The 23,381-nt window shown below is 64.7% G+C and carries 18 protein-coding genes; 14 read left to right on the top strand and 4 right to left on the bottom strand.

Features of this window, described 5'->3' with window-relative positions:
- The first annotated feature begins 70 nt into the window (after positions 1-70).
- Complete coding sequence (locus ACVWYP_RS29910; protein WP_018272155.1) at positions 71-835, top strand: FadR/GntR family transcriptional regulator; 765 nt, start codon at positions 71-73, stop codon at positions 833-835.
- Positions 836-895: 60 nt separating this feature from the next.
- The gene (locus tag ACVWYP_RS29905; RefSeq protein ID WP_456684234.1) at positions 896-2,509 is read left to right on the top strand and encodes an acyl-CoA synthetase; all 1,614 of its coding nucleotides are present in this window, start codon (positions 896-898) and stop codon (positions 2,507-2,509) included.
- Positions 2,510-2,514: 5 nt separating this feature from the next.
- On the opposite strand, the gene ACVWYP_RS29900 is transcribed toward ACVWYP_RS29905, so the two are convergent.
- Positions 2,515-3,423 (bottom strand): DUF3313 domain-containing protein, encoded by a 909-nt coding sequence (locus tag ACVWYP_RS29900; protein ID WP_304495817.1) that lies wholly within the window; start codon positions 3,421-3,423, stop codon positions 2,515-2,517.
- A gap of 204 nt (positions 3,424-3,627) precedes the next feature.
- On the opposite strand from ACVWYP_RS29900, the gene ACVWYP_RS29895 reads away from it, so the two are divergent.
- The 8 genes from ACVWYP_RS29895 to ACVWYP_RS29860 all read left to right on the top strand — a co-directional run bounded on the left by ACVWYP_RS29895 (position 3,628) and on the right by ACVWYP_RS29860 (position 11,050).
- Complete coding sequence (locus ACVWYP_RS29895) at positions 3,628-4,374, top strand: response regulator (protein ID WP_304495816.1); 747 nt, start codon at positions 3,628-3,630, stop codon at positions 4,372-4,374.
- Positions 4,375-4,445: 71 nt separating this feature from the next.
- Positions 4,446-5,708 (top strand): ATP-binding protein, encoded by a 1,263-nt coding sequence (locus ACVWYP_RS29890; RefSeq protein ID WP_304495815.1) that lies wholly within the window; start codon positions 4,446-4,448, stop codon positions 5,706-5,708.
- Between the two features lie 349 nt (positions 5,709-6,057).
- Complete coding sequence (gene secE, locus ACVWYP_RS29885; RefSeq protein WP_016840554.1) at positions 6,058-6,249, top strand: preprotein translocase subunit SecE; 192 nt, start codon at positions 6,058-6,060, stop codon at positions 6,247-6,249.
- A 20-nt stretch (positions 6,250-6,269) separates the two neighbouring features.
- Positions 6,270-6,803, top strand: a complete 534-nt coding sequence (gene nusG, locus ACVWYP_RS29880) for a transcription termination/antitermination protein NusG (RefSeq protein WP_016840553.1) — start codon at positions 6,270-6,272, stop codon at positions 6,801-6,803.
- Between the two features lie 131 nt (positions 6,804-6,934).
- Complete coding sequence (rplK, locus tag ACVWYP_RS29875) at positions 6,935-7,363, top strand: 50S ribosomal protein L11 (protein ID WP_028339327.1); 429 nt, start codon at positions 6,935-6,937, stop codon at positions 7,361-7,363.
- 6 nt (positions 7,364-7,369) lie between these two features.
- Positions 7,370-8,062: a 50S ribosomal protein L1 gene (gene rplA, locus ACVWYP_RS29870; protein WP_018272150.1), complete on the top strand. Its 693-nt coding sequence runs from the start codon at positions 7,370-7,372 to the stop codon at positions 8,060-8,062.
- A 481-nt stretch (positions 8,063-8,543) separates the two neighbouring features.
- A complete protein-coding gene (gene ltrA / locus ACVWYP_RS29865) occupies positions 8,544-9,920 on the top strand; it encodes a group II intron reverse transcriptase/maturase (protein WP_225164672.1) in 1,377 nt (458 codons plus the stop codon).
- Positions 9,921-10,093: 173 nt separating this feature from the next.
- Positions 10,094-11,050, top strand: a complete 957-nt coding sequence (locus ACVWYP_RS29860) for a 2-hydroxyacid dehydrogenase (protein ID WP_304495813.1) — start codon at positions 10,094-10,096, stop codon at positions 11,048-11,050.
- Positions 11,051-11,058: 8 nt separating this feature from the next.
- Here ACVWYP_RS29860 and sigJ read toward each other — a convergent pair whose 3' ends face one another.
- From sigJ to ACVWYP_RS29845, 3 genes are read right to left on the bottom strand one after another with little or no spacing between them, the layout of a single operon-like run.
- Complete coding sequence (gene sigJ / locus ACVWYP_RS29855; protein ID WP_304495812.1) at positions 11,059-11,943, bottom strand: RNA polymerase sigma factor SigJ; 885 nt, start codon at positions 11,941-11,943, stop codon at positions 11,059-11,061.
- A complete protein-coding gene (locus ACVWYP_RS29850; RefSeq protein WP_304495811.1) occupies positions 11,921-12,442 on the bottom strand; it encodes a hypothetical protein in 522 nt (173 codons plus the stop codon). Before ACVWYP_RS29850 ends, sigJ begins: the two co-directional genes overlap by 23 nt.
- A 16-nt stretch (positions 12,443-12,458) precedes the next feature.
- Positions 12,459-12,836 carry a hypothetical protein gene (locus ACVWYP_RS29845; RefSeq protein WP_304495810.1) on the bottom strand — a complete coding sequence of 126 codons (378 nt, stop codon included), beginning with the start codon at positions 12,834-12,836 and terminating at the stop codon, positions 12,459-12,461.
- A 619-nt stretch (positions 12,837-13,455) separates the two neighbouring features.
- Between ACVWYP_RS29845 and rplJ the strand changes: the two genes are divergently transcribed.
- The 4 genes from rplJ (at position 13,456) to rpoC (ending at position 23,295) form a co-directional block, all read left to right on the top strand.
- Complete coding sequence (rplJ, locus tag ACVWYP_RS29840) at positions 13,456-13,974, top strand: 50S ribosomal protein L10 (RefSeq protein WP_028339323.1); 519 nt, start codon at positions 13,456-13,458, stop codon at positions 13,972-13,974.
- A gap of 53 nt (positions 13,975-14,027) precedes the next feature.
- Positions 14,028-14,405: a 50S ribosomal protein L7/L12 gene (gene rplL / locus ACVWYP_RS29835; protein WP_028339322.1), complete on the top strand. Its 378-nt coding sequence runs from the start codon at positions 14,028-14,030 to the stop codon at positions 14,403-14,405.
- A gap of 441 nt (positions 14,406-14,846) precedes the next feature.
- Entirely contained in the window at positions 14,847-18,965 is a 4,119-nt protein-coding gene (rpoB, locus tag ACVWYP_RS29830) for a DNA-directed RNA polymerase subunit beta (RefSeq protein ID WP_028339321.1), read from the top strand.
- 127 nt (positions 18,966-19,092) lie between these two features.
- Positions 19,093-23,295, top strand: coding sequence for a DNA-directed RNA polymerase subunit beta' (gene rpoC / locus ACVWYP_RS29825; RefSeq protein WP_028339320.1), 4,203 nt, complete (start codon positions 19,093-19,095; stop codon positions 23,293-23,295).
- Positions 23,296-23,381: the final 86 nt, after the last annotated feature.

Raw genomic sequence — 23,381 nt, 5'->3', positions numbered from 1 at the left:
GTTTGACGCCCCAAGGGCCTTCGCCTATCCTTTGTCCGACAAACGACAATCGGGGTCCGGGGAGCTGAAGATGCCCACCACGCCGCTGTTCCGGCGTATCGATGTCGCGCCGGCCTATCAGAAGGTCGCCGACGCGATCGAACGCGAGATCATCAACGGTCGGATCAAGCCGGGCGAGCCGATCGGCACCGAGCAGCAGCTGGTTGCGCAGTTCGGCGTCAACCGCTCGACGGTACGCGAAGGCATTCGCGTGCTCGAGGAGGGCGGGCTGATCCGCCGCGATTCCAGCCGCCGGCTGCAGGCCTGCCTGCCGCGCTACAACAAGCTCGCGACGCGACTGTCCCGCGCGCTGATCCTGCACGAGGTGACGTTCCGCGAATTGTTCGAGACCTCGATGACGCTGGAGGTCGCGAGCGTCGAGGGTGCGGTGGAGCGCGCGACCGAGGAGAACATCGCCGAGCTCGCCGGCAATCTCGAGCGCAGCGCGGCTGTCGTCGGCAATCCCGCGGCACTCGCCGAGCTCGATGCGGAATTCCATGTGCTGATGGCCAAGGCCTCGCAGAACCGCGTGCTGCAACTGGCGCGCGAGCCCGCCGCGCAACTGTTCTTTCCGACCACGGAGATGATCGTGGGTGGCGTGCCGGAGGGCGGCGCGCGGCTGGTCGAGGCACACCATCATCTGCTCGACGCGATCAAGCGGCGCGACAAGGAGGCCGGCGTGCTGTGGACGCGGCGACATTTGCAGGACTGGCGGCGCGGCTTCGAGAAGATCGCCTCGCTCGATCGCTCGGTCGAGCACACCTACATGGAACACGCTTACGCCGCGCGGCAATAGGGACGGCGCGGCCAAGACAAGACGAAAACAACGACAACAAGCACATTCGGGAGGGACTTAATGAGCGGAGACATCGCAGCAACCATCCAGCGCGCCCGCGAGCACAGCATCGGCGATCTGTTGCGCCGGTCGGCGAAGCGCTACCCCGGCAAGACCGCGCTGATCTGCGGCGAGGTGAGCTGGAGCTTTGCGGAGATGGACACGATCTGCAATCGGCTCGGCCGCGGCCTCCTCGGGCTTGGCGTTGCGAAGGGCGACCGCGTCGCTGTGCTGTCGCGCAACTCGCACGGCTTCGCCGCGCTGCGCTTCGCGGTGGCGCGGATCGGCGCAGTCCTGGTGCCGATCAACTTCATGCTCAATCCGGACGAGATCAATTTCATCCTCGCCAATTCCGGCGCCAAGCTGCTCGCGGTCGGCCCCGATTTCGTGGAGACGGCGCACGCTGCGGCCGCCAAGGGCTCGGCGGTCGAAACCTTGCTCTGGCTGCCGGGCGAGGATCCGGCCACCGCGCCCGACGGCATCACGACGTTCGACAGCCTGTTGCACAGCGACGCGTCGGCGCCGGATGTGTCGGTGGACAGCCGCGATCCGGCACAGATCATCTACACCAGCGGCACCGAGTCGCTGCCGAAGGGCGCGATCCTCACCCATGAAGCCGTGATGTGGCAGTATGTCAGCTGCATCATCGACGGCGGCATGGCGACCGACGACACGGTGCTGCACGCGCTGCCGCTCTATCACTGCGCGCAGCTCGACGTTTTCCTGGGGCCCGCGATCTATCTCGGCGCCACCAGCCTCATTACCGGCAAACCAGTGCCCGACAATGTCCTGGCGCTGATCGCGGCCCACAAGATCAATTCGTTCTTCGCGCCGCCGACGATCTGGATCGCGATGCTGCGCTCGGGCGCGTTCGACCGCACCGACCTGTCGACCCTGCGCAAGGGCTATTACGGTGCGTCGATCATGCCGGTCGAGGTGCTGCTCGAATTGCAGCGACGGCTGCCCGACGTGAAGTTCTGGAATTTCTACGGCCAGACCGAGATCGCGCCGCTCGCGACCGTGCTGACGCCGGAGGACCAGCTGCCGAAGGCCGGCTCGGCCGGCAAGCCCGCGATCAATGTCGAGACGCGGGTGGTCAGGCCGGATATGACCGACGTCAAGGTCGGGGAGGTCGGCGAGATCGTGCACCGCTCGCCGCATCTCTTGTCCGGCTACTACAATGATCCGGTCAAGACCGCGGCGGCGTTCGCCGGCGGCTGGTTTCATTCCGGCGACCTCGCCATCGTCGATGCCGACGGCTACATCAGCGTCGTCGATCGCGTGAAGGACATGATCAAGAGCGGCGGCGAGAATGTCGCGAGCCGCGAGGTCGAGGAGATGATCTACCGGCTGCCTTCGGTGTCGGAGGTTGCGGTGGTCGGGCTGCCCGATCCGCGCTGGATCGAGGCGGTGACCGCGATCGTCGTGGTCAAGGCCGGTGAGAGCCTCGATGCCGACGCCGTCATCAAGCATTGCGCGGCGTCGATGGCCCATTTCAAGGTGCCGAAGCAGGTCATCTTCGTGGATGCCTTGCCGAAGAATCCGAGCGGCAAGCTGCTGAAGCGCGAGCTGCGCCAGCGCTATGTCAGCGGCGCCACGCTCGACCAGGCGGTGCAGAAGAGCTTCGCCGGCTAGGCTGTCTATTGGCCAGCTGCCGCCGGCGCCTTGTCCGACCATTCCGGCGGCAAGCCAAGCTTGCCGGCGGCCATTCCGACCAGGCCGGGACTGCGGCCGAACGCCTCGCAGGCCGCGTATTTCGGCTTGCCGCCGAGCGTTGCGCCAATCTTGTCGAACGATGGCAGCCCCGGCGCCTTTCCGAATGGCGTCGCGCCGGTAACGACGAGCTTGCTGAAATCGTCGCTGAAGGAAGGGGCGAGATCGTAGGCGTCACCGGCGCTCGAGACCATCGGCGAGTTGGTGAACGAATTCGCCCCGCGGGCCCAGATCATCGCCGCCTGCTGGCGGCTGGCCTGATCCCGCACCTCGGCTTCGACGGTCAGGCTGCCAAGTCCGACCGGCAACCGCGGCACCGGCACCGGCACGCCCGCGCCGAGCGCGCTCGGCAGGAAGCTGACCACCTTGGAAGTGCCCGCCGCGACCTCGTCGGTGGGGGCCGCCTGGGTGACAAGCGCGTGTACGGACAGATCCGCGGGCTGATCGGGACCAACGACCTGAAGCCGCTCGCTCAGGCCGACGCACAGCGAACGATCGATCGCGTTGGCCACCAGGTGTCTCTGCTCCTGGGACAGCGTCGGCGACGCCGCCTGCGCGAAGGTCGTCGGCACGATTCGCACCGTCTTCGCAGCGAGGACCTCGTCCTTGTTGACGCGAACCAGCGATTTCGCCAGCACGCCGTCGGACGGCGTGAGATTGTCGTACGATGCCAGTGATCCGCCCCGCGTCATCGGTGCGCTGGCACAGCCCGACAACACCACCACCGCAACCGCAGCGCCGGCAAGCAGGGATGATCGATTGGGCTGACCATTGCGCGACGCCCGGCCCGTGCTCCGCGCATCAGCCGCAGCGTCCGGCAGAAATTCGACTCTCATGTACCCCTCGAACGACCGCTCACCCCACGAACGATCGAACGTCACGATAGAGCAGGGCCGCCCGGGTCGGGATTAAGAGATATTAAGTCAGATGTAGCTCGCGAAACCGCGCGACCTATTTGAGCCACATTTGGCCGTGCAGGCTTAACAAAACGCTATATTTGCGCGCTGCGCATTTGGGGCCGAGGCCTCTAAAATGCCGTGATGCAAATCCTGGAATATGACCTCGTGGCTTTCCCCGTCACCAACGCATGCATCCTCTGCGTCGAGGACGATGCCGATATCGCGCGCATGCTGGCCGAGGTGCTTGAGGACAACGGCTTCAGGCCGGTGCTGGTCGGCTCGGCGGTGGAGATGGATGCGCTGCTCAAGCGCGAGAGCTTTGATCTCGTCGTCCTCGACGTGATGCTGCCGGGCGAGGATGGGCTGAGCATCTGCCGGCGCCTGCGCATGTCGTCTTCGATTCCGATCATCATGGTCACCGCGCGCGGCGAGGACATCGACCGCATCCTCGGCCTCGAACTCGGTGCCGACGACTACGTCACCAAGCCTTTCAATTCGCGCGAACTGGTCGCCCGTATCCGGGCACTGCTGCGCCGCGTCGAGAGCGGCGCCTCGTCGCGGTCACGGCCGCGTCCTTTGACCTTCGCCGGATGGCGCATCAACCCCACCACCCGTGAGCTGCATGACCCCGCGGGCGTCCGGATCACGCTGACCGGTGCCGAGTTCGATCTGCTGCTGGCGTTCTGCCGCAATCCGGGGCAGGTGCTGTCGCGCGAGCAGCTGATCGAGCAGGCCTTCGGCGGCCTGATTGCATCGGTCGAGCGCAGCGTCGATGTGCATATCAGCCGCATCAGGCAGAAGATCGAGCCGGATCCGAGGGACCGCTCGATGATCAAGACGGTGCGGCTCGGCGGCTACCTGTTCACGCCTGCGGTCGAGCAGATCTGATGCGATGGGCGCAGCGGCTGATGCCGCGCAGCGTCGCTGCGCAACTCATGAGCCTCGTCGCGCTCTCGGAATTGATCGGCATCACGCTCGCCGCGGCGACCGTGATCTTTCTGTTTGATTCTCCCTCAGTCAACGACACGCAGAAGTTTCTGGCCGGGCGGGTCGCGGAGCTCACGCAGCTTCTGCGTTCCACGAAGACGCCAACCGACGCCGATGAACTGCTGGCGGCAGCCAGGCGCGGCGGTCTCGACGTCAGGCGCGTCGCATTGAGCGAACTCGTGCCTCGGACGGTCGGCGAGACGCGGCCGTTTTCCATAAGAGCGTTTCGGCAGCTGGCGGCCGAGTCTGGCATTGAGTTGCTGGAAGAACTGCGCCATCCGGCAGGCTCGTCGTCACAGGTGGTCGTGAAGCTCGACGACGGCCACGCGTTGATGGCCGACGTTGCGGTCAAGGGCGGCTTCTGGTCCTTTTTGCTCCGCCCGGTGGCCGGAGGCGGGATCATCGTGCTGATCTCCATGCTGCTGCTGTCGGTCTATGCGGTGCGTTGGGTGATCGCGCCGCTGGCCGACGTCGCGCGTGCCGCGACCTCGTTCGGCCGCTCGCCGCGGGCTCCCGAGGTGTTGCGGCGGCGCGGTCCGCTCGAAATCGCCCAGGTCGCCGACGCGCTGAACGACATGCGCACGCGTATCGCAGCGCTGCTCGACGACCGCACCCGCATGCTTGCCGCCATCAGCCATGACCTGCGGACGCCGCTGACGCGGCTCAGGCTGCGTACCGAGCGCGTCGGCGACGACACCCTGCGCCCGGCGATGCTGGGCGATATCGCCAAGATGACGCGCATGATCAATGAGACCCTGGAGTATCTGCGCGAGGATGCCCGCTCGGAGGCGGCGTCGTTCATCGACCTGCCGAGCTTCCTGCAGACCATCTGCTCGGACTTCGCCGACATGGGCCACGCGGTATCCTATGCCGGGCCGGCGCGTCTGCCTTATGCCTGTCGGCCCCGCGCGCTGTCGCGCGCCGTCACCAATATCGTGGAGAACGCGGTCAAGCACGGCAGCAAGGTCGCGGTGATGCTTCGCCTCACGGAGGCCGGCCACATCGAGATCGAGGTGGCCGACGACGGTCCGGGCATCCCGCCGGCGCTGCACGACAAGGTGTTCGAGCCCTTCTTCAAGGCCGACAGCGCGCGGCAGGAGGGGGGCTTCGGGCTGGGGCTGTCGATCGCGCAGGATATTGCCAAGCGTCATGGCGGCAGCATCGCGTTGAGGCTGCGGGAGCCGAGCGGACTGCTTGTATCGATGCTGCTGCCGCCAGGACCCGGCTTGGCCTAGACCCTGGCCTAGACGAGGCGAGACGAACGATCCTGATCTCGACAGGACGCCAGGGGGTCGCAGAGTGCCGGCTAAGCCCTTGATTTGGAGAGACCAATATCCGATCTGCCCGAACCGGGCGGGCGCCGGGCGCGACCCCGCCGACCTTGACGTTTGGCCGGTCTCGCAGTAGATACGCGGCACTCGCAGCCGGCCCGCTTAGATGGCGGATATCCGGCGCGGCCTAATTCCCCGAACATTCGAGCTCGTTTATCGGCTCAACCTTCCAAACGAGGGCTGGGTCCGCAAGGTCGGCTGTTCGGATTCCTTGAAACGTTGCAATCGTCCGGTAACGGACGCGGATCTCACGATGGCTTTCAGCCCGTTCAAATTCCTGCAGGAAGTGCGCTCGGAGACCGCCAAGGTCACCTGGCCGACGCGCCGCGAGACGACCATCACCACCATCATGGTGTTCGTGATGGTGGCGCTGGCCTCGATCTTCTTCTTCGCCGCGGATCAGATCATCCGCTATCTCATCACCCTGATACTGGGCATCCACTGATGAGCATGGGAACTCAATTGATGGACAAGCGCTGGTACATCGTTCACGCCTATTCGAATTTCGAGAAGAAGGTCGCGGAATCGATCCGTGAGCAGGCCAAGCAGCGCGGGCTGGAAGAGCTGTTCGAGCAGGTGCTGGTGCCGACCGAGAAGGTCACCGAGGTGCGCCGCGGCCGCAAGATCGACGCCGAGCGCAAGTTCTTCCCGGGCTATGTGCTGGTGAAGATGAAGCTGACCGACGAGGCGTTCCATCTGATCAAGAACACCCCGAAGGTGACCGGCTTCCTCGGCGCGGAAAACAAGCCGATGCCGATCTCGGAAGCGGAAGCGATGCGGATCCTGCACCAGGTGCAGGAGGGCGTGGAGCGTCCGAAGGCGTCGGTGTCGTTCGAAATCGGCGAGAACGTGCGCGTGGCCGACGGCCCGTTCGCCTCGTTCTCCGGCGTGGTGGAAGAAATCGACGAGGCGCGCTCGCGCGTGAAGGTCGCGGTGTCGATCTTCGGCCGCGCGACCCCCGTAGAACTGGAATTCGGTCAGGTCGAAAAGGTGGTATGACCGGACGGCGCGGGGTATATGCCTCGCGTCAAGTAGAGAGGCCGTGGGAGGGAGGAGGCGGTCGCCAGCCCCTTCAACCGAACCACGGAACCTGAAACCGCCGGCCCTGTCCGGCACAACAGGAGTGATAAATGGCAAAGAAAGTGACCGGATACCTGAAGCTTCAGGTCCCGGCCGGTGCGGCGAATCCTTCGCCCCCGATCGGCCCCGCGCTTGGTCAGCGCGGCCTCAACATCATGGAGTTCTGCAAGGCGTTCAACGCGCAGACCCAGAAGGAAGAGAAGAACACCCCGATCCCGGTGATCATCACGATCTATGCGGACCGGTCCTTCACCTTCGAGATGAAGACCCCTCCGATGTCCTACTTCCTCAAGCAGGCCGCCAAGATCCAGTCCGGATCGAAGGCGCCGGGCCGTGACAAGGCCGGCAAGGTGACCAAGGCGCAGGTGCGCGAGATCGCCGAGAAGAAGATGAAGGACTTGAATTGCGACAACATCGAATCGGCCATGAAGATGGTCGAGGGCTCTGCCCGTTCGATGGGTCTGGAAGTTGCGGGGTAACGGGCCATGTCAATCGGAAAACGTTTGAAGAAGGCCCGCGAGGGCGTCGATCGCGAGAAGCTCTATCCGCTCGCGGATGCCATCAAGATGGTCAAGGAGCGCGCCAAGTCGAAGTTCGACGAGACGATCGAGATCGCGATCAATCTCGGCGTCGACCCGCGCCACGCCGACCAGATGGTCCGCGGCGTCGTCAACCTGCCGAACGGAACCGGCCGTACGTTGCGCGTCGGCGTGTTCGCGCGCGGCGCCAAGGCTGAGGAAGCCAAGGCCGCCGGTGCCGACGTCGTCGGTGCCGAGGACCTGGTCGAGAAGGTGCAGGGCGGCGCGATCGATTTCGATCGTTGTATCGCCACTCCCGACATGATGCCCCTGGTCGGCCGCCTCGGTAAGGTGCTCGGTCCGCGCGGCATGATGCCGAACCCGAAGATCGGCACCGTGACCATGGACGTCACCAACGCCGTGAAGGGCGCCAAGGGCGGCTCGGTCGAGTTCCGCGTCGAGAAGGCCGGCATCGTGCAGGCCGGCATCGGCAAGGCCTCGTTCTCCGAGGACAAGCTGGTCGAGAACGTCAAGGCCCTCGCGGATGCGGTCTCCAAGGCGAAGCCGGCAGGCTCCAAGGGCACCTACATCCAGCGCGTGGCGGTTTCCTCCACCATGGGCCCGGGCGTGAAGGTCGAGCCGGGCACGATCCTCGGCTGAGATCCTTGGCCGTGACGAGATAAAAGGGGCGGGACCGGGCAACCGGTTCCGCCCTTTGTTTGTGTGCCGAGTATGAACGACAGCTTGGAGGTGGAAGTCCTCTACCCAGCCTGATGGCGGCGAAGGGTTAGCGAAGCGCAAGGGCATCATCGCGAGGTGGGGTCTGAAGAAAGCGTGGAGCAAAGCCGCGGCCCGATGGACAAGAACCGGATAACGAGGCCTACCCGGCCGGACGAGCGAGCAAACGGTCGCGAAGTCCAAGGTCATCAAGGGTCGGGGTGGTAAATCCGGCGGGCGTGCGGCGAAGGCGGTCGGTCTTACCTCGGGAGGTCTGCGCTGTGTCCCGGCAACGGGACTGAGGTCGTCGCAAGGCGGCCTGACCGCAGCGCAGAAGTCAGCCGAGGGCATAGTAGGCGGCAGCGCGCCGCCGAAGGCCCGAACGGTGGAAGTGGTTAGTAGAGCGGTCGATCTCGCGCGAGCCATGCGGCAGAAGAATCAGGTTGAGCTGAACTCGGACACCGGAGCGAAGGGTGAAGCCCAAAGCGCCGCCGTCCGAGAGACCGAAGCAAGCGCGGCGACGGCCAGTCTTGAACGCCCGGCGGTCGCAGGGCTGTCGATGGAAGCAGTGGTCGAGCGTGAGAATCTGAAGAAAGCGTTGGCGCAAGTGAAGCGCAACAAGGGCGCGGCAGGCGTCGATGGGATGACCGTCAACGAACTGCCGGCCCACCTGAAAGAGCACTGGCTCGCGATCCGAGCTCAACTGCTTGACGGCACCTACAAGCCGCAGCCGGTGCGGCGGGTCGAGATACCGAAGGCGTCGGGCGGCCTGCGGCCGCTCGGCATCCCGACGGTGCTCGACCGCGTCATCCAGCAGGCGGTGATGCAGGTGCTGCAGGCGGATTGGGATGGGACGTTCTCCGAGACGAGCTTCGGCTTCCGGCCGACCCGCTCGGCGCATCAGGCGGTGGAACGGGCGCAGGCGTATATCGCGTCCGGGCACGCCGTCGTCGTGGACATCGACTTGGAAAAGTTCTTCGACCGGGTCAACCACGACGTCCTGATGGGGCTGGTCGCCAAACGGGTGACTGACAAGCGCCTTCTGAAGCTCATCCGCGGATTCCTGAATGCGGGGGTGATGGAGGGAGGGGTGGTCAGCCCGACGGAAGAGGGCACGCCGCAAGGCGGTCCGCTCTCGCCGCTGTTGTCGAATCTGATGCTGGATGTGCTGGACAAGGAACTGGAGAAGCGCGGCCACCGCTTTGTGCGTTATGCCGATGACTGCAACATCTATGTGCGCAGTCAGCGAGCGGGCGAACGGGTGCTGGCCGGCATCGAGAAGTTCCTCGAAAAGCGCCTCAAGCTCAAGGTCAACAAGGCCAAGAGTGCGGTCGCCAAACCGAGCGTTCGCAAGTTCCTGGGCTTCAGCTTCACCGGCGGGACAGCACCGCGGCGGCGCATTGCGCCGCAGGCGCTCGCCCGCTTCAAGGCGAAAGTTCGGGAGCTGACACGGCGCACGCGCGGCCGAAGCCTTGCGCAGATTGTCAAGGAGTTGTCCGTCTATCTGATCGGATGGCGCGGCTACTTCGGCTTCTGCCAAACCCCGTCGATATTGCGCGACCTTGATCAATGGCTCAGGCGGCGGTTGCGCGCCATCGCCTGGAAGCAGTGGAAGCGCGGAATCACTCGTTTTGCCGAGCTGCGACGCCGCGGCGTCGGCCGGGATCGGGCGGCGCAAACCGCCGGAAGCCCACATGGCCCCTGGCGGCTCGCGAACAGTCCCGCACTCACCATCGCCATGCCAATCGCGTTCTTCAGTTCACTCGGCTTGGCTTCCGTCGCGGCGCTGCAGACCGCATAATCCACTGAACCGCCGGATACGGACCCGTATGTCCGGTGGTGTGGGAGGGGCGGAGCCGCGAGGCTCCCCCCTATCCCGATTGCAGGAGCGTTTTCCAGCGAAGTGGGTACCGGTTCGCGTGAAGAAGACGCGTCAGAACAACCAGCTGAAGCCTCTCGTAGGAAAGAAGAACAATGCCCGATAAGGTCCTGGTCTATTCGCGTTTTCCCAAGGCTCAGCTGATCCGCTTCGGCGAGCGCTATGAGCTGCTGAACGCGGCAGGCAAGCGATTGGACGAAGCGTTCCCGGCGGCCGAGCTCGCCGAGATCCGCGCCATGATCACCGCGGGCGGCACCGCGCTCGGCACCGAGGCCATGGACATGCTGCCAAAGCTCGGCGCGATCGTCTGCTACGGCACCGGCTATGACGGCGTCGATCTCGCCGCCGCCGCCAAGCGCGGCATCGCGGTCGGCCACAGCCCGGGGGCCAATGCGGCCTCCGTCGCCGACACGGCGGTGACCTTGATGCTGGCGTCGGTGCGGCGGCTGCTGGTGGCCGACAATTACGTGCGGAGCGGGGACTGGGCCGGTGCAAAGCCGTCGCCGATGATGCGGCCGCAGGCCGGCATGCGCGGCCGCAAGGTCGGCGTCTACGGCATGGGCGAGATCGGCCGCAAGATCGCCGCCCGCGTCGCGGCCTTCGAGACCGAGGTCGGCTATTTCAGCCGCTCGAAGCACGACGTGCCCTATCAATACCTTCCGACGCTGGAGGCGCTCGCCGATTGGTGCAGCGTGCTGATGATCGCCGTGCGCGCCGGCGCCGAGACCGAGCATGCGGTCAATGCCGACATCCTGCGCCGGCTCGGCGGCGACGGGTTTGTCGTCAACATTTCGCGCGGCTCGGTGGTCGACCAGCAGGCCCTGGTCGCGGCGCTGACCGACGGCGTGATCGCCGGTGTCGGCCTCGACGTGTTCGCGAGGGAGCCGCATGCCCCCGACGCGCTGACCGCATTGCCGAACGTGGTGCTGTCGCCGCATCTCGGCGGCCACACGCTGGAATCGCACGTCGCGATGCAGGATTGCGTGCTGGCCAATCTCGACGCGTTCTTTGCCGGCAAGCCGCTCACCTATCCGGTGGCGACGGCGTCCTGACCGGAGCTTCAGTTCCGGCGCGGCGCGTGGCGCAGCTTGTCCGGGTTGCGGACGATGTAGATCGCCGCGATCCGGCCCGTCTCGCCGTCGATCGCCATGCTCAGCGTGTGGTCGACTTCGCCATCGAGGAAGATCAGCGCGCCCGCGCTGCCATTGACCATCATCGGTTCGACGCGAACCTCGCTGCCGGCGTTCTTGCCGGCGATGCCGATGATGAAGCGGACGATCTTCTCTGCCCCCTTGATCGGCTTCAGCGCCGCCAGCTTGCGGCCGCCGCCGTCGGTGATCGCAATGGCATCCTCGCGCAGCAGGTTGGCGAGGGCGGAGACGTCGCCGCTGGCCGCGGCCTTGCAGAATGCGGTCAGCAGCCGTGCGTGGCCTTCGGGCGGCTCGGCTGGAACAGGGCGGTTGTCGCGGACCGATCGGCGGGCGCGCGCGGCGAGCTGCCGGCAGGCCGCCTCGCTGCGCTCGAGCGTGCGGGCGACTTCCGCAAACGGCCGGTCGAACACGTCGTGCAGCAGGAACGCGGCACGCTCGAGCGGCGTCAGGGCGTCGAGCGCCAGCATCAGCGCGAAGGAGAGATCGTCGGCGAGTTCGGTTGCCGCCTCGGCCGACAGCGCCTCGTCGAACACCGGCTCGGGCAACCAGGCGCCGACATAGACCTCGCGCTGGGCGCGGGCGCTCTTCAGCCGGTCGAGACAGAGCCGGGTCACCACCGTGACCAGGAACGCCTCGGGATTGCGAACGTCGTCAGCCGCGGCGAACCGCAGCCAAGCGTCCTGCACCACGTCGTCGGCATCGCCGCGGCTGCCGAGCATGCGGTAGGCGAGCCCGGTTAGCCGCGTCCGATACGGACCCAGCGGGTCGCGCTCAGGCAGCCTGCTTGATGACATCGATCTGATGGCCGGCCACGGTCACGCGGCGACACTCCATGGCATATCCCAGCGCCAGCTTCATCATGGGGAAGATGCGGCCGATTTGTAGGGCCAAAGCGAGGTCGATCACGCCTTTTTCGCCCCAGCGCGCGCGAACCGCGTCGCGGCAGGCACCGTCGTCGGCCGAGCGCTGCACGATCGCCTGCGCGAAGCGGAAACCGAGCGCGGTGTCCGCGGTCATGGCGGCAACGTCACGCCGGAGCACGGCGGTGACCTGCTGCTCCGCCATCCCGGCTCCGATCGCCATGTCGACGACCAGTTGCGCACAGGGACCGCAATCTTCCGCCAGGGCGCCGGTCAGCTTGGCGGCATAAAAGGCCTCGACCGGCGCGACCGCGCGGTAGGCGGCGGCCTTCATCGCGGCGGCGAATTTGAAGAACGCGGCGGGCGATTCCTTGAGCATGATCTCGAGATAGGTGGTGTCATAGCCGTAGCGCCTGGAATAGGCGCGCAGCATGCGGCGCGCGATGAAGCTACGCATGTCGGTCTCCTTGATTTGGCAGGGCGGAATAGAGGGCGAGCGCCGCGGGCAGGACGACCGCCACAAGATCGGATGCGGCATGGCGGTCGTGGCCGCCGGCGATCATCACGAGGTGCAGCGCGCCGTGGCCGGCCAGGAACGCGGCGCCCGCGACCGCTGCCGGCCACCACGCCGGCCACAAGGCTCGCGCCGCCAGGCCGAGCCCGGCCGCGATGAAGGCGATGCCGACGTCCTGGACCAAATGAGGGTTGAACGGACCGGTATCGGCGGCGCCGGGCACCAGCGACCACCAGAGGGAACCGGCTGACAGCATCGCCAGCCCATTGGCGAGGTTGAATAGGGCGAGAATTCCTGCAATCCATCGTTTCATGCGAGCCTCCAGCGCCCAGACGAGCGAGGGCATTGGGGCGTGACGCCGTCCGGGAAGAAATTTTTTGCTGGGCCGCCAGACCGCCGAACTGGTCTGAAATTTGCTCTTGGCAAGCAGGGCAGGACCGGCTACATAGCGCCTTCCGGGCGTGCTGGCACTTGCTGGCATGTCCGTGCTCGCATTCCGAAAACCTGAGATGATAGGAGATCATTCCTTTCCGCATGCCCGCAAGGATGCTCGAAAGGAAGGAGACCCGTCGCCTCCAGAGGAATGAGAGCAGGGGCCTTCAGCATGCTGAAGCGCCTCGATCCTGTCCAAAACTGCAGGCGCCCGCGAGAACTTCGTGTTTTCAACGGCTTAATCGTATGGCCTGCATAGACGGGTGAAGACCGGATTTTGCACTCCAGGTCGCGGATCGTTCGCGGCTTGAGAGGCTGGTTTGGTTCGAACCTCGACAGCCCATGGCCGCAAGGCTCTGGGAGGGCAGGCTTCTAGATGTCGTCTTGCCCGGCATGTCCGAAGGGTCTTGCACCCTGCGGATCAGGTTTAGGGCGGGACGATGGGTGCAACCCGGCGGTCCTGCCTTCGCGGAAAGGCCGCCAACCGGAAAGAGCTTGCTGTGGAACGAGCGGCAAAAAAAGAGTCGGTCGAACAACTTAACGAGGTCTTCAAGACCACGTCGGTTGCGATCGTTGCTCACTATTCCGGCCTCACCGTGGCCCAGATGCAGAAGCTGCGCATGCAGATGAAGCAGGCGGGTGCATCGGTGAAGGTCTCGAAGAACCGTCTCGCCAAAATTGCTCTTGAAGGCACTGACGTCGTAGCCATCGGCTCCCTGCTGAAGGGGCCGACCGTGATCGCCACTTCGAACGATCCGGTTGCGGCGCCAAAGGTTGCCGTCGAATTCGCCAAGGCGAACGAGAAGTTCGTCATCCTCGGCGGCTCGATGGGTAAAACCGTCCTGAATGTCGACAGCGTGAAGGCGCTCGCCTCACTGCCGTCGCTCGACGAACTGCGCGGCAAGATCGTTGGCCTCCTCGTGGCGCCGGCGACCAAGCTCGCTCAGCTCTCGAATGCGCCCGCGGCCAAGCTCGCGCGCGTCATTCAGGCTCATGCCTCAAAGAGCGAAGCGGCCTGACCCCTTCGCTAATCTCAAACCTGGTTCGAACCAAACGTTTAAGGAACTGAACAATGGCTGATCTGCAGAAAATCGTCGACGACCTCTCGAGCCTCACCGTGCTCGAAGCGGCCGAACTGGCCAAGCTCCTCGAAGAAAAGTGGGGCGTGTCCGCCGCTGCCGCCGTCGCGGTTGCCGGCCCGGCTGCCGGCGGCGCTGCCGCTGCTCCGGCTGAAGAGAAGACCGACTTCACCGTCGTGCTGGCTGCCGCCGGCGACAAGAAGATCGAAGTCATCAAGGAAGTCCGCGCCATCACTGGCCTGGGCCTGAAGGAAGCCAAGGACCTCGTCGAAGGCGCTCCGAAGCCCGTCAAGGAAGGCGTGAACAAGGAAGAAGCCGACAAGATCAAGGCCCAGCTCGAGAAGGCTGGCGCCAAGGTCGACCTCAAGTAATGCGCGATCCGGGAGCGCCTCTGGGCGCTCCCGGGCCATGCAAACGGCGTGCGACAGGTTGTCGCGTGGCGCGCCGGACACAAAAAAGTGTGGGGATCCGTGGACTTAACCCTCGAATCTCCTTTATTGCCATCCCATATCGGGTTGGCAGCGGAAAAACACGGTAGGCGGCGGGGACGGCAGGGTCCTCGGCGGAAGCCGTTGGGAGACAGTCAGATTTCGGGCTTTTTCAGTCCGTAAAGCGGAGCGTTTGGACGAGCGGGTGCAGTGATGCGCCCCGCGCGTTGTTTTGCGTTTTGGAGGTGGTCGGGGCCGGGACGGGGATTTAATTCCTGACTTTGCGCTTCGTTCCTTCGAGACGATTCGAAATTCAACCCGGGGCCGATGGCAGTCGCTCCCGGAAGGTTCGCCCCACAAAGGCGACGAAAATGAGAGGCCACGATGGCGCAGCAGACATTCACCGGTCGCAAACGCGTACGCAAGTTTTTCGGTCACATCAAGGAAGTCGCCGAGATGCCGAACCTCATCGAGGTTCAGAAGGCGTCCTATGACCAGTTCCTGATGGTTGACGAGCCGACCGGCGGTCGGCTCGACGAGGGCCTGCAGGCGGTGTTCCGTTCGGTGTTCCCGATTTCGGATTTCTCCGGCACCTCGATGCTCGAATTCGTCCGCTACGAGTTCGAACAGCCGAAATATGACGTCGACGAGTGCCGCCAGCGCGGCATGACCTTTGCTGCGCCGCTCAAGGTGACGCTGCGCCTCATCGTGTTCGATATCGACGAGGAAACCGGCGCCAAGTCGGTCAAGGACATCAAGGAGCAGGACGTCTACATGGGCGACATCCCGCTCATGACGATGAACGGCACCTTCGTCGTCAACGGCACCGAGCGCGTCATCGTCTCGCAGATGCACCGTTCGCCCGGCGTGTTCTTCGACCACGACAAGGGCAAGACCCATTCGTCCGGCAAGCTGCTGTTTGCCGCGCGCGTGATTCCGTATCGCGGTTCCTGGCTCGACATCGAGTTCGACGCCAAGGACATCGTGTTCGCGCGCATTGACCGCCGCCGCAAGCTGCCCGTGACCTCGCTGATGTACGCGCTCGGTCTCGACGGCGAACAGATCCTGTCGACCTTCTACAAGAAGATCACCTACAAGCGGACCAAGGACGGATGGCGCGTGCCGTTCGATGCCAACCGCTTCCGCGGCTATTCGACCGTCAACGACCTGATCGACGCCGACACCGGCAAGGTGGTGCTCGAGGCCGGCAAGAAGCTGACCGTGCGCCAGGCGCGCCAGCTTCAGGAGAAGGGCCTGAAGGCGCTGCGCATGTCGGACGAGGAGCTCGTCGGCAACTATCTCGCCGAGGATCTCGTCAACCCGAAGACCGGTGAGATCTACGCCGAAGCCGGCGAGGAGATCACCGAGAAGTCGCTCAAGGTGCTGAACGAGCAGGGCTACAAGGACCTGCCGCTGCTCGACATCGACCACGTCAATGTCGGCGCCTACATCCGCAACACGCTGTCGGCCGACAAGAACATGACGCGCGAGGACGCGCTGTTCGACATCTACCGCGTGATGCGTCCGGGCGAGCCGCCGACGCTGGATTCGGCGCAGGCGATGTTCCAGTCGCTGTTCTTCGACGCCGAGCGCTACGACCTCTCTGCGGTCGGCCGCGTCAAGATGAACATGCGCCTCGAGCTCGATGCGCCCGATACCCATCGCACGCTGCGCAAGGAAGACATCCTGGCGGTCATCAAGACGCTGGTCGACCTGCGCGACGGCAAGGGCGAGATCGACGACATCGACCATCTCGGCAACCGCCGGGTGCGCTCGGTCGGCGAGCTCATGGAGAACCAGTACCGGATCGGCCTGCTCCGCATGGAGCGCGCGATCAAGGAGCGCATGTCGAGCGTCGATATCGACACCGTGATGCCGCAGGACCTGATCAACGCCAAGCCCGCGGCTGCCGCGGTGCGCGAGTTCTTCGGCTCCTCGCAGCTGTCGCAGTTCATGGACCAGACCAACCCGCTGTCGGAAATCACCCACAAGCGGCGCCTGTCGGCGCTTGGCCCGGGCGGTCTGACCCGCGAGCGTGCCGGCTTCGAAGTCCGCGACGTGCATCCGACGCATTACGGCCGTATCTGCCCGATTGAAACGCCGGAAGGTCCGAACATCGGCCTGATCAACTCGCTGGCGACGTTCGCGCGCGTCAACAAGTACGGCTTCGTCGAGACGCCCTATCGCAAGATCAAGGACGGCCGGGTCACCGACGAGGTGGTCTATCTGTCGGCGATGGAAGAGGGCCGCTACCGCGTCGCGCAGGCCAACGTGCCGCTCGATGCCAAGGGCCGCTTCACCGACGATCTCGTGGTCTGCCGTCATGCCGGCGAAGTGCTGCCGGTGACGCCGGACAAGGTCGACTACATGGACGTGTCGCCGAAGCAGCTGGTTTCGGTCGCCGCGGCGCTGATCCCGTTCCTCGAGAACGACGACGCCAACCGCGCGCTGATGGGCTCGAACATGCAGCGCCAGGCGGTGCCGCTGGTTCGCGCCGAGGCGCCGTTCGTCGGCACCGGCATGGAAGGCGTGGTCGCCCGTGACTCGGGCGCGGCGATTGCCGCGCGCCGCTCGGGCGTGATCGACCAGATCGACGCCACCCGCGTCGTGATCCGCGCCACCGAGGATCTCGATCCGACCAAGTCGGGCGTCGATATCTACCGGCTGATGAAGTACCAGCGCTCCAACCAGTCGACCTGCATCAACCAGCGTCCGCTGGTGAAGGTCGGCGACATCGTCAAGAAGGGCGACATCATCGCCGACGGTCCGTCGACCGATCTCGGCGAGCTCGCGCTCGGCCGCAACGTGCTGGTCGCGTTCATGCCGTGGAACGGCTACAACTTCGAAGACTCGATCCTGCTCTCCGAGCGGATCGTGAAGGACGACGTCTTCACCTCGATTCACATCGAGGAGTTCGAGGTGATGGCCCGCGACACCAAGCTCGGTCCTGAGGAAATCACCCGCGACATTCCGAACGTCTCGGAAGAAGCGCTGAAGAACCTCGACGAAGCCGGTATCGTCTACATCGGTGCGGAAGTCCGCGCCGGCGACATCCTGGTCGGCAAGATCACGCCGAAGGGCGAGAGCCCGATGACGCCGGAAGAGAAGCTGCTGCGCGCCATCTTCGGCGAGAAGGCCTCCGACGTCCGCGACACCTCGCTGCGCGTGCCTCCGGGCGTGCAGGGCACGATCGTGGAAGTCCGCGTGTTCAACCGCCACGGCGTCGACAAGGACGAGCGTGCGCTGGCGATCGAGCGCGAGGAGATCGAGCGTCTGGCCAAGGACCGCGACGACGAGCAGGCGATCCTGGACCGCAACGTCTACAGCCGCCTCGCCGAGCTTCTGGAGAACCGCCAGGGCATCGCCGGCCCGAAGGGCTTCAAGAAGGATACCAAGATCACCCGCGCGGTGCTCGACGAGTATCCGAAGTCGCAGTGGTGGCTGTTCGCCTCGCCGAACGACAAGCTGATGGCCGAGATCGAGGCCATGCGGAAGCAGTACGACGAGTCGAAGAAGGGCCTCGAGCAGCGCTTCCTCGACAAGGTCGAGAAGCTGCAGCGTGGCGACGAGCTGCCGCCCGGCGTGATGAAGATGGTCAAGGTCTTCGTCGCGGTGAAGCGCAAGATCCAGCCCGGCGACAAGATGGCCGGCCGTCACGGCAACAAGGGTGTGGTGTCGAAGATCGTGCCGATCGAGGACATGCCGTTCCTCGAGGACGGAACGCATGCCGACATCGTGCTCAATCCGCTCGGCGTGCCTTCGCGCATGAACGTCGGTCAGATCCTCGAGACCCATCTCGGTTGGGCCTGCGCCGGCCTCGGCAAGCGCATCGGGCAGACCATCGACGCCTATTATCACAAGCAGGATCTCAAGCCGCTGCGCGAGACCCTGAAGAAGATCTATGGCGAGGATGAAACCATCAAGTCGCTGAACGACAACGAGCTGGTCGAGCTCGGCCGCAATCTGAGCCACGGCGTGCCGATCGCAACGCCGGTGTTCGACGGCGCCAAGGAGGCCGACATCGAGGAGATGCTGAAGCTCGCGGGCTTCGACGCCTCCGGCCAGTCGACCGTTTATGACGGCCGTACCGGCGATCAGTTCGATCGTAAGGTGACGATGGGCTACATCTACATGCTCAAGCTGCACCACCTCGTGGACGACAAGATCCACGCGCGTTCGATCGGTCCGTACTCGCTCGTCACCCAGCAGCCGCTGGGCGGCAAGGCGCAGTTCGGCGGCCAGCGCTTCGGCGAAATGGAGGTCTGGGCGCTTGAAGCCTACGGCGCCGCCTACACGCTGCAGGAGATGCTGACCGTGAAGTCGGACGACGTCGCCGGCCGTACCAAGGTGTACGAGGCGATCGTGCGCGGCGACGACACCTTCGAGGCCGGTATTCCGGAATCGTTCAACGTGCTGGTCAAGGAAATGCGCTCGCTCGGCCTCAACGTCGACCTGCACAATTCCAAGGTGGGACCGGCGTCGACGTCGGAAGCGGCCGAGTAACGCTGTGATCATGCCCGGCGCGAAACGCGCCGGGCCTCCGCACTCCGCTCGGACGTTGGGCGGGGCGCGCGCTGAATAGAAGTTTCGAATTTGCTGCCGGTGACGATCGGCACGCGAGGAGAAGACCATGAATCAAGAGATTATGAATCTTTTCAATCCGACGACGCCGGCCCAGGTCTTCGACCAGATCCGGATTTCGATCGCGTCTCCGGAGAAGATTCTGTCCTGGTCGTACGGCGAGATCAAGAAGCCGGAGACCATCAACTACCGCACCTTCAAGCCGGAGCGTGACGGCCTGTTCTGCGCGCGCATCTTCGGGCCGATCAAGGACTACGAGTGCTTGTGCGGCAAGTACAAGCGGATGAAGTACAAGGGCATCATCTGCGAGAAGTGCTCGGTCGAGGTGACGCTGTCGCGCGTCCGGCGCGAGCGCATGGGCCATATCGAGCTGGCGGCGCCGGTCGCCCACATCTGGTTCCTGAAGTCGCTGCCCTCGCGCATCGGCCTGTTGCTCGACATGACGCTGAAGGATCTCGAGCGGATCCTCTACTTCGAATACTACGTCGTGCTCGAGCCGGGTCTCACTGCGCTGAAGGACCGTCAGCTGCTGTCTGAAGACGAGTATCTGAAGGCGCAGGACGAGTACGGCCAGGATTCCTTCACCGCCATGATCGGCGCCGAGGCGATCCGCGAGCTGCTCAAGGGGCTCGAGCTCGAAAAGCTCGAGGCGACGCTGCGTGCCGACATGGCGGAGACCGACTCCGACATCAAGCACAAGAAGCTCGCCAAGCGTCTGAAGATCGTCGAGGCCTTCCGTGTCTCCGGCAACAAGCCGGAATGGATGATCATGACGGTCGTGCCGGTGATTCCGCCGGACCTGCGTCCGCTGGTGCCGCTCGACGGCGGCCGGTTCGCGACCTCCGACCTCAACGACCTGTACCGCCGCGTCATCAACCGCAACAACCGCTTGAAGCGGCTGATGGAACTGCGTGCGCCGGACATCATCATCCGCAACGAAAAGCGCATGCTGCAGGAGGCCGTCGACGCGCTGTTCGACAACGGCCGCCGCGGCCGCGTCATCACCGGCGCCAACAAGCGTCCGCTGAAGTCGCTCGCCGACATGCTGAAGGGCAAGCAGGGCCGGTTCCGTCAGAACCTGCTCGGCAAGCGCGTCGACTATTCGGGCCGTTCGGTGATCGTGGTCGGTCCCGAGCTGCGCCTGCATCAGTGCGGCCTGCCTAAGAAGATGGCGCTTGAGCTGTTCAAGCCGTTCATCTACTCGCGGCTCGACGCCAAGGGCCTGTCCACCACGGTGAAGCAGGCCAAGAAGCTGGTCGAGAAGGAGCGTCCGGAGGTCTGGGATATCCTCGACGAGGTGATCCGCGAGCATCCGGTGCTGCTCAACCGCGCACCGACGCTGCATCGCCTGGGCATCCAGGCGTTCGAGCCGGTGCTGATCGAGGGCAAGGCGATCCAGCTGCATCCGCTGGTCTGCGCCGCGTTCAACGCCGACTTCGACGGCGACCAGATGGCCGTGCACGTTCCGCTGTCGCTCGAAGCGCAGCTGGAAGCGCGCGTCCTGATGATGTCGACCAACAACATCCTGCATCCGGCGAACGGCCAGCCGATCATCGTGCCGTCGCAGGACATCGTGCTCGGCCTCTACTACGTCTCGATCATGCGCGAAGGCCTGCCCGGCGAGGGCAAGATCTTCGGCGACATGGCCGAGCTCGAGCACGCCCTGCATTCGAAGGTCATCCACCTCCACACCAAGATCAAGTACCGGTGGGAAGGCCTCGACGAGGAAGGCAAGCAGTCCAAGCGCTGGATCGAGACCACCGCCGGCCGCGTCATGCTCGGCAACCTGCTGCCGAAGAGCACCAAGATCTCGTACGACATCATCAACAAGCTGATGACCAAGCGCGAGATCTCCGGCGTGATCGACCAGGTCTACCGTCACTGCGGTCAGAAGGAGACCGTGATCTTCTGCGACCGCATCATGGCGCTCGGCTTCTACAACGCCTTCAAGGCGGGCATCTCGTTCGGCAAGGACGACATGGTCGTGCCGGCGTCGAAGTGGAAGATCGTGGACCAGACCCGTACGCTGGCGAAGGATTTCGAGCAGCAGTACAATGACGGCCTGATCACCCATGGCGAGAAGTACAACAAGGTCGTCGACGCCTGGTCGAAGGCCGGTGAAGAAGTCGCCAAGGCGATGATGAAGGAGATCTCGTCCACCAAGAAGACGGCGGCGGGCGCGGATGCCGACATCAACTCGATCTACATGATGGCGCACTCCGGTGCGCGTGGTTCGCCGGCGCAGATGCGCCAGCTCGCCGGCATGCGCGGCCTGATGGCCAAGCCGTCGGGCGAGATCATCGAGACGCCGATCATTTCCAACTTCAAGGAAGGTCTGTCGGTGCTCGAGTACTTCAACTCGACCCACGGCGCCCGCAAGGGCCTCGCGGACACCGCGTTGAAGACCGCGAACTCGGGCTACCTGACCCGCCGTCTGGTCGACGTCGCGCAGGACTGCATCATCACGCAGACCGATTGTGGCACCACGCTCGGCATCAAGATGCGCGCTATCGTCGACGCCGGCACCGTGGTCGCCTCGCTCGGTTCGCGCATCCTGGGCCGCGTGGCCTGCGATGACGTGCGCGATCCCGCCACCAACGAGGTCGTCATCAAGCGCGACACGTTGATGGAGGAGAGCCATGTCGACGCGATCCAGCAGGCTGGCATCCAGGAAGTGAAGATCCGCTCGGCGCTGACCTGCGAGCTGATCAACGGCATCTGCGCCAAGTGCTACGGCCGCGATCTGGCTCGCGGCACGCCGGTCAACCACGGTGAGGCCGTCGGCGTCATCGCGGCGCAGTCGATCGGTGAGCCCGGCACGCAGCTGACGATGCGCACGTTCCACATCGGCGGCGCCGCGCAGCTCAACGAGCAGTCGTTCGTCGAATCGAACTTCGACGGCAAGATCGTGATCAGGAACAAGGCGATCGCCCGCAACAGCGAAGGCAGCCTGGTCGCGATGGTGCGCAACATGGTCGTTGCGATCGTCGATGCCGACGGCACCGAGCGTGCAACCCACCGTATCCAGTACGGTTCGAAGATGCACGTTGACGAAGGCGACATGGTCAAGCGCGGCCAGCGCATCGCCGAGTGGGATCCCTACACCCGCCCGGTGCTGAGCGAAGTCGAGGGCACGATCGGTTTCGAGGATCTGGTCGAAGGCCAGTCGATCTCGGAAACGCTCGACGAATCGACCGGTATCGCCAAGCGCGTGGTCATCGACTGGCGCACGACGCGCGGCGGTTCGGACCTGCGCCCGGCCATCGTGGTCAAGGGCAAGGACGGCAAGGTGATGAAGCTCGCGCGTGGCGGCGATGCCCGCTACATGCTGTCGGTCGACGCCATTCTGTCGGTCGATACCGGCGGGAAGGTGATGCCTGGCGATATCCTGGCGCGTATCTCGACCGAGAGCGCCAAGACGCGTGACATCACCGGCGGTCTGCCGCGGGTGGCGGAACTGTTCGAGGCTCGCAAGCCGAAGGATGCGGCGATCATCGCGGAGACCGCGGGAACGATCCGCTTCGGCCGCGACTACAAGAACAAGCGCCGCATCTCGATCGAGCCGATGGACAAGACCGAGGAGCCGCGCGAGTACCTGATCCCGAAGGGCAAGCACATCCACCTTCAGGACGGCGACATCGTCGAAAAGGGCGATTTCATCGTCGAAGGCAATCCGGCGCCGCACGACATCCTGGCGATCAAGGGCATCGAGGAACTCGCTGCCTACCTGGTCAACGAAATCCAGGAGGTCTACCGGTTGCAGGGCGTGCTCATCAACGACAAGCACATCGAGGTGATTGTCCGTCAGATGCTGCAGAAGGTCGAGGTCACCGATCAGGGCGACACCGACATGATCTCGGGCGAGCAGGTCGACAAGATCGAGTTCGACGCGCTCAACACCAAGGCCAAGGAGGAGGGCAAGAAGCCCGCCACGGGTACGCCGGTTCTGCTCGGCATCACCAAGGCGAGCTTGCAGACCCGCTCCTTCTTCTCGGCGGCCTCGTTCCAGGAGACCACGCGCGTGCTCACCGAAGCTGCCGTCAACGGCAAGGTGGATCCGCTCGAGGGCCTCAAGGAGAACGTCATTGTCGGCCGCCTGATCCCGGCCGGCACCGGCGCCTCGATGGCGCGGATCCGCGAAGTCGCGGTCAAGCGCGACAAGCTGATCCTCGACGAGCGCGAGAAGCAGCAGGCGGCGATCGTGCCGACGGCTCCGGAAGCGGAGCCGCTGGCGCTGCCGCCCGCGGAATAGGCATCCGCAAGACTACGGATATGGCGAGAAGGCCGGCGTTTAGCCGGCCTTTTTGCTGCTTTCTTTCCTTGCTGCGGTGCAGGGAC

The organism is Bradyrhizobium sp. USDA 3262 (genome assembly GCF_054060035.1).
The sequence above is the reverse complement of the archived record's forward strand: the minus strand, read 5'-3'. Positions and strand labels throughout refer to the sequence as shown.